This is a genomic window from Flavobacterium aquaticum (assembly GCF_003259835.1).
Classification (GTDB): Bacteria; Bacteroidota; Bacteroidia; order Flavobacteriales; family Flavobacteriaceae; genus Flavobacterium; species Flavobacterium aquaticum.
The window spans coordinates 386,881-399,419 of sequence record NZ_QLMI01000002.1; the positions used below are offsets into that span (position 1 = coordinate 386,881).

The window sequence follows — 12,539 nt, forward strand, 5'->3', positions numbered from 1 at the left end:
ATTGAACTTGGGATTTATATTTTAGATTTTAAATCAAAAAAATTAATTCTCATCTAAAACTACTTTGAAGTCAATTTCTTTATATGTTGAAGAATCTTTAATGGTAATTCTAGCTTTGTTAGTAGCATCGCTTCTTGAGAAAAGAAATGTTTTGATATAATCATTTTTAATTCCTTCGGGATATTTATTGTATTCTGTAAAAAGCGAATCAATATTTAAGACACTATTTTTTTGGTCTTCACAATATAGCATCATATCAAAAGGTTCAAAATAATTTTCAAATGATTTTTTCAATGTGTCTTCAAACCATTTTTGATTTAATTGATTCTCTTTTACAATTAATGCTATTTCTTTTTTATATTCTAAAGGTTTTTTATCTTTTTTTGAAAGTAATGATTTGACATCTAGAACAATAACTTTAATATCGTTTTTCGAATAAATTGTTTTATTAATTTTTTCTAAGATTCCATCAATTTTTATAATTGTTCCCGCTTCTTCTGAAACATTAAAAAAACGTGCTTTACCATTGAGAGATGTTAATTTCTTAGTCTTTTCATTCTTTATAAAAGTTATCCAAAATTCTCTATTTGCTTGCGTTAAAAAATATTCGGGATTAATTTTTTGATGCGTTTCATCAGTTGCATAAACGGTTATAAGTTCGCATCTGTTTGTGTTAACTGGAAAATTTCTAACACTTAGCATTACAGTTTCATTAATAACATCACTAGTGTCTATGACGGTTCTATCATATTCGATTTTTACTTCTTGACTTTGTGCATTATAAGTAGATAATAAAAATAAAATGATTAAGCTTAATAGAATACCTTTCATAGATGTAAAATATGATTTTTAAAAACGACCTGTTGCAATGTAAAACATTAACCAACCTATACAACCGATGGCTAATCTCCAAATCAATTTTTTCAACAAGTCATTAGACGTTGCTTTTCCTTGTTCTAAATATTCGTCTGTTTTTTCGTTTGCTGTTCCTACTTTCTTAGATAATTTAGTTCCTGCAACAGCACTTAATGATATTATATAAAGAATTCCAACCCATGCAGCATTGATAAATCCTAATACCATCATTATCATTCCTATAATTGATAACGTTTCCATTTTTTTAGTTTTAAAGTTAATCCCAAACAACATCAAGGATGAAGTTTGGGATTTCAATATTTATATAAAATTATTGCTTAATGCTTTTTAGGAATGTTTGCATGTTAGCATCAATAGCTTGTGCCGTTTCTGTACCTCTTCCAATTTCATTACACACCATTAATATTAAATCTGGGTTTGTAGGATGGTTAAGGATATAGATTCTGAATTGCCCAACATCTTTATAAGTTTTTCCATCTTGTCTTCCTGTATTGTACAAACCAGATTGAAATGTGTATCCTTTCATTTTTCCGAATTCTACTTTTTCGTATAAACTCATTAAATCTTTTGATTTCACATCTTTGGTTATAAAATAATCAACATTTTGTATTTGTTCATCTCGGAAAAGCACGCAGATATGATACCAAGGTAAATTATATTTTTCGAAATCGTATTCATGGATTTTTTTTACTTTATCGTTATTTGAATGATAAGTAACTCTATGAATGAAATCTTTAGCTAATTCATCAACCGTCAAACCTGGATGTGAAGATTTTTCGAAAGCATAAATTTTATAAGTTTCTTGATTTTTGTGTATCTGGTAGCCTACTTCAGTATCGCTTCTATCAGTGCTTCCTGTTTGGCTGGTATTGATATCTTCCTTTATATTGGTTTTATCAATAGTTACATCAAGATATGCTAAATATAGATTTTTTGCTTCCCAAATAGGTACATAAAAGAAGATTGGTTCTAATAATTGAACTTTTGGCCCATATTCTTTATATCCTGTTTCTTCTCTTACCCAAAATCCAATTTCTACTTTTATTGTTTTTTGCTTTTCTACACCATTTGCACCATTTAAAATCCATTCAAGTTTATTTCCTCTAGTTAAAAAATCTTTACCTTCAAAAACACTGAATTTTTTTGTTGCTGGAGTATTTTTCATAAAATCAGTCATGGCAGTATAACCGTCTTTTTGAAAACTCCAACTATTTATGTAGGTATTAGAATTGTCTGAAAACTCGACATATAGGTTTGTATATCCTGAATAAACAGTTACAGCTTTAGGTTTTTTAAAACTTACCTGTAATGTTGCTAAGTCTTTTTTAGAAATTGTAGCACCCGATTTTACTTCTTTGCCATTAATAAAAGCTGATAATTGAGCTTGAGAAAAAGCAAAAGAAAGTAATGAAACTAATAATAGTAAACGATTGATTTTCATAATTATATTTAAAATAACGAAATTAATTAAGCTGTTGCTTGTGATTTTTTCAAGTGTAGTTTGTAGCTCATAAAAGCACATGCCGAACATACAACTAGACCAATACATCCAATTAAAGCAAGCGATTTAGGATTTGCTCCAGAGAAAGTTCCAGCCTCCATGTAAGGAGTTATAGCCCACAAAACAACTGATAATAAAGCCACCAAAATGCTTAATTTAGTAACAAATTCTTTTTTCATAAAAGCAACTACAACCATTACAAAAGCAAGAACAGCTAATAAAATACCCAATTTACCTGCATATACAACTTTCCATTTGGCAGGAGTACTTTCGATAATTTCTAAACTTTCTTTTATTTGTGGATCTTCAATTTTAGTAACGTCGATTCCGTCTTTTTTTAATTGATCAATTTGTTTTTGCTCGTTTTCTACTAAACGATATACTTCTTCTAGTTTTTCAGAATCGCCGTCGGTTCCCATTCTGTTTTCAATGTTTTTAAATAAAACTCCTGTGCAAAAACCTCCTACTAAAAAGGCTAAAACCATAAAAATTAAAGCTAATACTCTCATAAATTTGTTTGTTAAATTGGTTAATAAAATAAGTTTGATTTTTTGGAAACGCTTTCTATTAATAAATGAAATGTTTCGTTTTATTGTTTAACGATTTTTACTGTTTTCACTTCATTATTAGAAATTACTTTCACCAAATAAGTTCCCGCAGCTAACCCAGCAACATCTATTGAAGTTTCGTTGCTGTTTACTGTTTTTGTAAAAACTTCTTGACCTAATAAATTGTTTATAGAAACAGTAGTAATTTCTTTATCTAATGAAAGGTTTAAAACATCTTTTACAGGATTTGGATAAAGCTTCAAGTTTTTTAATGAGAATGATTCCGCAGAAAGCATTTGGGTTGTGAACGAACCTCCAGAAACCCTGTCAGATGAAGTAGCGCCACAATTAGATTGTACCCAAAAATAATAGGTAGTGTTTGGTGTTAAATTATTTAAAACCGCAAAAGTCTCTGTCGTTGTTCCTGTGATTGCATTAGCGGAAAATGGGTCATTTACAATACTGTAAGTGTAAATATAACCATTACTTGGTGCAGGAATTGGTGCTGTCCATGCGATATTTACAACGGTTGCCGATTCAGGATCTGTAAATAACTGCGTAGGAGCGTTACATTGAGATTCTGGATATGTGGTAAATGAGCCTCCCGAAGCCCAATCCGTTTGCGTGTTACCACAAATAGATTTTACCCAAAAATAATAAGTAGTGTTTGGCGTTAAATTGTTTAAATTCGCATAAGTCTCTGTCGTTGTTCCTGTTATTGCATTAGCTGAAAACGGATCGTTTACTGTACTGTAACAATAAACATAGCCATTGCTTGGTGTAGGTACACCTTCTATCCATGCAATAGTATTTGTTGTAGAGGTTAAACCATCGTAATATATTTGCGTTGGTGCATTACAACCAGATGCCGCAGGATATGTGGTAAACGAGCCTCCCGAAGCCCAATCCGTTTGTGTGTTACCACAGATAGATTTTACCCAAAAATAATAGGTAGTATTTGGCGCTAAATTAGTTAAATTCGCATAAGTCTCTGTTGTTGTTCCTGTGATTACGTCATCTGCAAACGGATCGTTTACAGTACTATAACAATAAACATAACCATTGCTCGGCGTAGGTGTAGCTTCTACCCATGCAATAGTATTCGTTGTCGAGGTTAAACCATCGTAAAATAATTGTGTTGGTGCGTTACATCCAGATGCTGGATATGTTGTAAATGAACCACCAGAAGCCCAATTAGATTGCGTAGCACCACAATTAGATTTTACCCAAAAATAATAAGTGGTGTTTGGTGATAAATTATTTAATTCCGCATAAGTCTCCGTCGTTGTTCCTGTTATTGCATTTGCAGAAAAAGGATCGTTTACAGTACTGTAACAATAAACATAACCATTGCTTGGCGCAGGATTTGATGCCGTCCATGCAATATTATTTGAAGTCGAAGTTAAACCATCATAAAATAGTTGCGTTGGAACATTACAAACTGAAATTGTGGCACATGTAATAGATCTTACTCTGTTTGTGTTTTGAGTTCCACAACTAGAATTGGCATTCAAATGGTATCTAACTACTCCAGAAGTTGTACCAGATAACCAAGTTAATGGAGTTAAACCACTGGCTAAAACCGCTGTTCCTGTTGCATTAGTTATGGTAATAAAATCTGTGGAAACTGAACTTCTAAAAGTATATTGTTTATTTGACAAGACATTTACATTTGAATATTCTCCTGCATAAGCATCTGCAACGATTTGTTCAGTACTTCCTGTACAAGCAGGTGTAAAAGTTGCATCAGGATATAATCCATAAATTGCACCGTTACAAGTTAATGCAGGTGGAGTAGTAAAACTACCTCCAGAAATCCAAGTTCCAGTTGTAGCTCCACAGTTAGAGCGTACCCAGTAGTAATAAGTAGTACCTGCCGCAACATTCAAATAGAGAGTAGTATTTAAGTTAGTTGTACTAAATAAGGTAGGAGTAGAATTTGCAGTAGGGGCGATATTGGCTGTAACAATATAAATATCATAATGAGAAGAAGGTACTGGTGATGCCGCTGTCCAAGTCATTTTACAAGAATTGGATGTTATATTTGATACCAGTAAATTTGAAGGTGGTACGCAGTTTGATGCATCCGCACATCGAATGTAGCGAGTTCTGTCCGCTTGTTCGCTGCCGCAATTAGCATTGGAATGAATGTAATAACGAATAACACCTGAAGTACTTCCCGAATCCCAAATTACAGGTTGTACTCCACTTGCATAAGTGACAGTTCCAGTTGCATTCGTAATTGTGATATAATCCGTTGTTACAGAACTTGAAAACGAATATTGTCTGTTTGCAACTACATTCACATTGCTGTATTCGCCTGCATAACTCTGACTGGTTAATGTCTGATAGTTTCCATTACAATTTGGTGTAAAGGTACTTTCTGGAAATAATGCACCAGTAGTACATTGCGCAACGGCATTAGGAATGAAGTAAAAAAATGCCAATAGGCAGAATAAAGTAATTGTTCTTTTCATATTTTCGGTCTTGATTTTATTTTACACCAAAACTATGAGATAAGAAGTACTAGACCAATATATATATTGGACTATTTATAAATAATCAGAAGATTAAAAAATATTTATTATACTGATTAACAAATACTTAATTTGTATTTTCTAGTTTTTCAATATAATAATTAGGAGAAAGTCCGGTTTGCTTTTTAAAAACGCGAACAAGCGTATTGGCATCTTTATAACCCACTTCTTCCGCAATAGCTTGTAAAGTATATTTACGGAAATAAGGAGCATCTTTCAGCTTTTGAAGTACATAATGAATTCGTAATTCTTGGGTATATTCCGAAAAAGTTTTTTGCATTACCTGATTGAAATATTGGGATAAATAAGCCGTATTGGTATTTAATTTTTTTGCTACAAAAGCCAACTTGAAATTCGGATCTAAAAAAGTTTCTTTTAGTTCTAACTTTTTTAAACCTAACGCTATTTTTTCAATAAGCTCTTTATCGAGTGTTTGTTTTGGTTGTGGTTCGATTTTATCAATTTGCAAAATACTAATTTCTGAAGTTTTAGACTCTTTTAGATCTTGAATAATCTTTAAAAATCGATAATGCTTTTCTTTCTGGTTTTTGTAATAATAATAAAAACTATAAACTACTACGGCAAAAAGAATCAAAATACCAAAAAGCAATATTTTAAAATAATTCTTAGATGCGATAATTTTGTTTGACTCTTCTTTTATTATTTTTAAATCATAATTGTGGAGAAAATTTAAAGATTTACTTTTTATCCCTTCTATTGATTGAATTAATTCTAAACTTTTTTGGGCGTAGCGATACGCATTTTTAGTGTCATTTTTCTCATTATAACATTGTGTCATAATGTTATAAGTCATTAATAAATTTTCTTTAGAAACTTTAGTTACTTGATAACTTTCAACATATTTTTTACAATAGAAAAGTGCCGAATCAACTTGTTTTAAATGATGAAAACAATCAGCCATTCCTAAATCGAACAATTGCTCTGTTCTTATATTATCCTGAATAATAGGATACTTTTTTCGCTTTCTGTATAACGACAATGATTTCTCGTAATTCCCTGCTAAAGCTGCACTTTTTGCCTCGCGCATGCTTAATAATGCTTTGGTGTACTCAGGTTGAAAATTATCTTGTAACATCATTGTTGCTGCTACATTAAAATAGTGATTTGCAGAATCTAACAACACGGTTTTCTTCGAATGAATATAATACTTTTGATAAGCTTCACCAATAATATTATATTTATCAGCAAACAGTTTCTTGTTCATTACTTTTTTTTCACCTACTCCCAATTTTAAGTGATGAGAAGTTTTCAATTCTCTCTTTAACAAAGCAATTCCATTTACATAATCGCCCATAGCAACCTTAATTGAACCATATTGTTCGTTAAAATGATTATTAGGTACACTGTTTTTATGTTTGTCAAGATAAAACAATGCTAAGTCGTATTCTCCTAAATTTTTATGGATATAAAAAAGTTTGTTTACACACATTCCAAGCAAATCTTGATACACTTTGCTTGATTTATCCATCTTACTTTTTTCGATGCTGTCTATAAGTATGATAAGCAGTTTCTTTGAGTAAGTAAACTCGGATTTGTTATAAAAATAATTGGCTACGTAATATTTGCCATAAAAACGAAACAACTCGTTTTTAGAATTACTAATTTCTAATGCTTCTGCATACGCTTTTTCAGGATTTGAAATAAGATTTTCCTGAATACTTCGGGTTCTACTAATTTCTGATTCACTCAATTCTTGAGCAAACATCAAATTAATAAATAATAGCAATATAACAGAAAAAGTAAATTTATACATCTTGAAAAGGGGCTCAACCTAAAAATTATAGTGTGCTAAAATAAGAATAAAACTACACTATTTTAAATATTCTTCCAAGATTAACTTTTACTATTTTCAAATAGTATTATCCAAACTCAGGATTTTTAGTAAAGAAAAATCCCAAACTCTTTTGGAATTTGGGATTTTATATCTGGGATTTGTTGAATTATAATTCTAACGCTTTTTTAACATTACCGCCCATTAATAATTCTGCTGGGTTTTCTAATGCTTCTTTTACCGCTACTAAAAATCCAACTGACTCACGACCGTCAATGATTCTGTGATCGTATGATAACGCAACGTACATAACAGGAGCAATTACGATTTGACCGTTTTTAACGATAGCTCTTTCTACCACATTGTGCATTCCTAAAATACCAGATTGAGGAGGATTGATGATTGGTGTAGATAACATACTTCCAAAAACACCACCATTAGAAATTGTGAATGTTCCACCTGTCATTTCATCAACTGTGATTTGTCCGTCACGCGCTCTGATAGCTAATCTTTTGATTTCTGCTTCAACACCTCTGAACGATAATGTTTCTGCATTTCTCATAACTGGAACCATTAATCCTTTTGGACCAGAAACCGCTACTGAAATATCACAGAAGTCATAAGAAATTTTCTCTTGACCATCAATCATAGAATTTACATCAGGATACAATTGTAAAGCACGAGTTACCGCTTTAGTAAAGAACGACATGAAGCCTAATCCTAAACCATGTTTCGCTTTGAACTCTTCTTTATACTGGTCACGAATAGCATAAATTGCTGACATATCTACTTCGTTGAAAGTAGTTAACATAGCAGTTTCGTTTTTAGCAGAAACCAAACGCTCAGCTACTTTTCTACGTAACATAGAAAGTTTTGTTCTTTCTGTTCCGCGGTTTCCTCCTGTTGGAGTTCCCATTGATGGCACTGCGTTTACAGCGTCATCTTTAGTGATTCTTCCACCTTTACCTGTTCCAACAATGTCAGAAGGTTCGATGTTTTTTTCTTCTAATATTTTTCTAGCTGCTGGAGATGGCGCTTGAGTTGCATATGTTTTTTCTGCTACTGGAGCCGCTTTTGGAGCCTCAGCTTTTGGAGCTTCAACTGCTTTTGCTTCTTCTTTAACTGGAGCCGCACCACCTTCTGGTTTTGCTGCACCTGTATCGATTAAACAAACTACAGCACCAACTGCTACTGCATCACCTTCTTCTGCTTTTAATGTAATGATTCCACTTGCTTCAGCTGGCAATTCTAATGTTGCTTTGTCTGAATCAACCTCAGCAATCGCTTGGTCTTTTTCTACATAATCACCATCTTTTACTAACCATGTAGCAATTTCTACTTCTTTAATTGATTCCCCTGGAGAAGGGACTTTCATTTCTAAAATCATGTTTTTTAGTTTAAAAGTTTAAAATAAGTTTAGAAGTTTAAAAGTTGTGTTAGCCTTAAACCTAAACTATTAGCTGTTTTTATTTTTATTGAAATAATTTTTTATCAAAAACCATTGCGATTGCGTTAGCATGACGTTTTTTAGAACGCTCGTAACTTCCTGCTGCTGGTGCACTATATGCTTTTGGTGATGCTAATCTTAATTTTACTAAATCGAAATTCATTAACATATAAGAATAAGCTCCCATATTTTTAGGTTCTTCTTGTGCCCAAACATAATCATCCACATTTGGATAACTGTCGATAATGGCTTTGATTTGGTCAACTGCTAATGGGAACAATTGTTCTAAACGAACTACAGCCACATCATTTCTACCTAATTCAGCACGTTTTGCAATGATATCATAATAGAATTTACCTGTACAGAAAACTAACGTTTTAATCGCTTTTTTATCTGTTGCATTTGGATCATCTAATACTTCTTGGAATTGTCCGTTTGCTAAATCATCCATTGAAGATACTACATCTGGATGACGCAATAAACTCTTTGGAGAGAATACTACTAATGGCTTACGGAATTCTGTTTTTAATTGTCTTCTCATTAAGTGGAAGAAGTTGGCTGGCGTAGTTACATCGGCAATGTACATGTTGTGTTTTGCACATAATTGTAAGTAACGCTCCATACGTGCTGATGAGTGTTCTGCTCCTTGGTTTTCATAACCATGAGGCAATAACATTACCAATCCGTTTTGGTTGTTCCACTTGTCCTCACCTGCAGAAATGTATTGGTCAATCATAATTTGAGCGCCGTTAGAGAAATCCCCAAACTGTGCTTCCCAAATTACTAAAGATTTTGGCGATGCTAATGCATATCCGTATTCAAAACCTAAAACACCATATTCTGAAAGGTGCGAATTGTAGATATAAAAGTTTCCTTTTTTATCTTTTATTTTGTCTAAAAGAATTACTTCTTCTTCTGAATCTTCTACTTTAACAACAGCATGACGGTGTGAAAATGTTCCACGTTCCACATCTTGCCCAGAAATACGAACATCAAAACCTTCAGACATTAAAGAACCATAAGCTAATAATTCGCCCATTGCCCAGTCTAATTTATTGGTTTCAACCATGTTCTTTCTATCACCAATTAACTTCGTAATCTTACTGATGAATTTTTTATCAGCAGGAAGTTCAGTAATAGTTTTAGCAATTTCAGCTAATTGATTTTTATCAAATTTCGTATCGAATTTTTGTAGCATTACATCATCCGAAACTTGTTTGTAACCTTCCCACTCATTTTCCATGAACGGAGTAATTACGGTTAAGTCTTTTTTACGAGAAGCTTCTAAATTCTCATCTAATTTTGCTTTGTAAGCTTCTTCCAATTCTTTCACAAAACCAGCCGAAATAACGCTTTCTTGAACTAATTTTTCAGCGTAGATATCTCTTGGATTTTTGTGTTTTGAAATCGCTTTGTATAAAATTGGTTGTGTAAAACGAGGCTCATCACCTTCGTTATGACCGTATTTTCTATATCCTAATAAATCGATGAAAACGTCTGTTCCAAATTCCATACGATAATCTAAAGCAAACAACATTGCATGAACTACAGCTTCTGCATCGTCTGCATTAACGTGTAAAACGGGTGATAATGTTACTTTAGCAATATCCGTACAATACGTTGACGAACGTGCATCTAAATAATTCGTAGTAAATCCGACTTGGTTATTGATTACTAAATGGATTGTTCCACCTGTTTTATAACCATCTAATTTCGCCATTTGGATAATTTCATACACAATACCTTGACCAGCTACAGCGGCATCACCGTGAACGGCAATTGGTAAAACTTTTGAAAAATCATCTGCGAAATATCTATCTTGTTTTGCTCTTGTGATTCCTTCAATAACAGCACCAACAGTTTCTAAGTGCGAAGGATTTGGAGCTAAATTCAAATTAATTTTTTTACCAGAATCAGTAACTCTATCCGAAGTTAAACCTAAGTGATATTTTACGTCACCATCAAAGTTAGCGTCTTCATCATAGTCTTTTCCGTCGAATTCAGAGAAGATATTTTGCGTGTTTTTTCCAAAGATGTTTGCCAATACATTCAAACGACCTCTGTGTGCCATTCCCATTACGAATTGCTCAACACCTTTATCAGCCGCAGCTTCCACTAAAGCGTCTAAAGCAGGAATAACTGCTTCACAACCTTCTAAAGAGAAACGTTTTTGACCAACATATTTAGTATGTAAGAAATTCTCGAAAGAAACCGCTTCGTTTAATTTTTTAAGGATGTGTTTTTTCTTGTCAGCAGTAAAGTTTGGTAAATTATCGTTAATGTCTAAACGATTTTTAATCCATTCTAATTTGTGTGGTTCTCTGATGTACATGTACTCCACTCCAATAGATTGGCAATATACATTTTCTAAATGCTTAACAATTTCAGCCAAAGTACAAGGCTTCATGTTCACCATTTTAGCAGCATCAAAAACCGTATTCAAATCCGCTTGAGACAATCCGAAATTTTCAAGAGCTAAAGAAGGTCCGTGAAGTCTTCTATCTCTTACAGGATTTGTTTTAGTGAATAAATGTCCACGAGTTCTATATCCTTCAATTAATTTAAGAACATTGAACTCTTTTTGCATTTTTTCAGAAATTTCACCTGAATCACCCGAAGCTACTTGAACTACTTGTGCGGCAAATTCTTCAGAACCATAACCCGCTTGCGCGAAATCAAATCCTTGAAAAAAACTTCTCCAGCTTGGCTCTACGCTATCTGGATTTTGTAAATATTGTTCGTATAAATCTGCAAAAAATGCAGTATGTGCAGCGTTTAAAAAGGAAAACCTATCCATAGTGTGTTGTCGGTAAGACCTATTAATTAAAAATTTACGCAAAAGTAAAACATTTTATGATAATCTTTCAAGGATTTTTATACTTTTATAACATTAATTTTTTTAAAACTGATTTATGAAAAAGAATTCCGTAATAAATTTAACATTTTTATTAACTATTGTGGTTTTATTTAGTTTTAAACCTGAAATTTATGCACAAGAAAACACCGAAAATAAAACAAAAAGTGATTTTTGGAATCATGTTCAATTTGGTGGCGGACTTGGTTTAGGATTCGGGAGCGGATATGCAGACGTAATGGTTGCGCCAAGTGCCATTTACAATTTTAACGACTATGTTTCAGCTGGATTAGGACTTCAATACAACTATGTAAAACAACGTGATTTTTATAATGCTAATATGTATGGCGGAAGTATAATTACCTTGATTAATCCAATAGCTGAATTACAAATATCTGCCGAATTAGAGCAATTAAGAGTTAACAGAACTTTTGAAGACTTTTACGGAAGTGCTACTCAAGATTTTTGGAATACAGCACTATTTTTAGGAGCAGGATATCGCAATGAAAATATAACTATTGGAATTCGATATAATGTTTTGCACAAAGACAGAGACAATATTTATGCGGAAGCGTTTATGCCGTTTGTGAGAATCTTTTTCTAATATTTATTACGAAACCACACTTTTTGCCATTCACGTTTTAAGACTAAAAATGCAACTTGCTCCGATAATTCCACTAAATCAGAACCATCTAATTTTTTGATTTGTTCTTCTGGCACATCGATGATGTAGAGTAAATTCAAATATTCGGCAAATTTGTATTGAATGAGTTTGTAAATTTTTTCTTGAACCAAATTCTTAAACTCGAATGGAAAAATGCTTGATGGTACATCTAAAGATTCATTCGCCAAAGCAAAATCTTTGTTTACTTGCTCAATCAATTTAAAGTACAAATGTTCTTCTTCGGCTTGCGAGATTAATGCATCAATATTTGCTGGTGGATTATACATTTTCAAGTTCAATTACAAGTTCAAAAGTCAAAT

Annotated in this window: 10 protein-coding genes; 1 reads left to right on the forward strand and 9 read right to left on the reverse strand. The window is 32.6% G+C overall.

Annotated features, from left to right (window positions below; genetic code table 11):
* Positions 1-42: 42 nt before the first annotated feature.
* From B0I03_RS04645 to B0I03_RS04680, 8 genes are all read right to left on the reverse strand, one after another.
* Positions 43-831 (reverse strand): hypothetical protein, encoded by a 789-nt coding sequence (locus B0I03_RS04645; protein ID WP_111566287.1) that lies wholly within the window; start codon positions 829-831, stop codon positions 43-45.
* Positions 832-849: 18 nt separating this feature from the next.
* Entirely contained in the window at positions 850-1,116 is a 267-nt protein-coding gene (locus B0I03_RS04650) for a hypothetical protein (RefSeq protein ID WP_146603254.1), read from the reverse strand.
* A 70-nt stretch (positions 1,117-1,186) separates the two neighbouring features.
* Positions 1,187-2,317: a hypothetical protein gene (locus B0I03_RS04655; protein ID WP_111566289.1), complete on the reverse strand. Its 1,131-nt coding sequence runs from the start codon at positions 2,315-2,317 to the stop codon at positions 1,187-1,189.
* Positions 2,318-2,343: 26 nt separating this feature from the next.
* Positions 2,344-2,886: a hypothetical protein gene (locus tag B0I03_RS04660; RefSeq protein ID WP_146603255.1), complete on the reverse strand. Its 543-nt coding sequence runs from the start codon at positions 2,884-2,886 to the stop codon at positions 2,344-2,346.
* 80 nt (positions 2,887-2,966) lie between these two features.
* Positions 2,967-5,402: a T9SS type A sorting domain-containing protein gene (locus B0I03_RS04665; protein ID WP_111566291.1), complete on the reverse strand. Its 2,436-nt coding sequence runs from the start codon at positions 5,400-5,402 to the stop codon at positions 2,967-2,969.
* Between the two features lie 127 nt (positions 5,403-5,529).
* The gene (locus tag B0I03_RS04670) at positions 5,530-7,236 is read right to left on the reverse strand and encodes a helix-turn-helix domain-containing protein (protein WP_111566292.1); all 1,707 of its coding nucleotides are present in this window, start codon (positions 7,234-7,236) and stop codon (positions 5,530-5,532) included.
* Between the two features lie 187 nt (positions 7,237-7,423).
* Positions 7,424-8,641, reverse strand: coding sequence for a 2-oxoglutarate dehydrogenase complex dihydrolipoyllysine-residue succinyltransferase (gene odhB / locus B0I03_RS04675; protein ID WP_111566293.1), 1,218 nt, complete (start codon positions 8,639-8,641; stop codon positions 7,424-7,426).
* An 85-nt stretch (positions 8,642-8,726) separates the two neighbouring features.
* Positions 8,727-11,498, reverse strand: coding sequence for a 2-oxoglutarate dehydrogenase E1 component (locus B0I03_RS04680; RefSeq protein WP_111566294.1), 2,772 nt, complete (start codon positions 11,496-11,498; stop codon positions 8,727-8,729).
* A gap of 115 nt (positions 11,499-11,613) precedes the next feature.
* On the opposite strand from B0I03_RS04680, the gene B0I03_RS04685 reads away from it, so the two are divergent.
* On the forward strand, positions 11,614-12,159 hold the full coding sequence (locus B0I03_RS04685) for a hypothetical protein (RefSeq protein ID WP_111566295.1): 546 nt from the start codon (positions 11,614-11,616) through the stop codon (positions 12,157-12,159).
* On the opposite strand, the gene B0I03_RS04690 is transcribed toward B0I03_RS04685, so the two are convergent.
* Positions 12,156-12,506, reverse strand: a complete 351-nt coding sequence (locus B0I03_RS04690; protein ID WP_026724495.1) for a hypothetical protein — start codon at positions 12,504-12,506, stop codon at positions 12,156-12,158. The genes B0I03_RS04685 and B0I03_RS04690 overlap by 4 nt on opposite strands.
* Positions 12,507-12,539 lie beyond the last annotated feature (33 nt).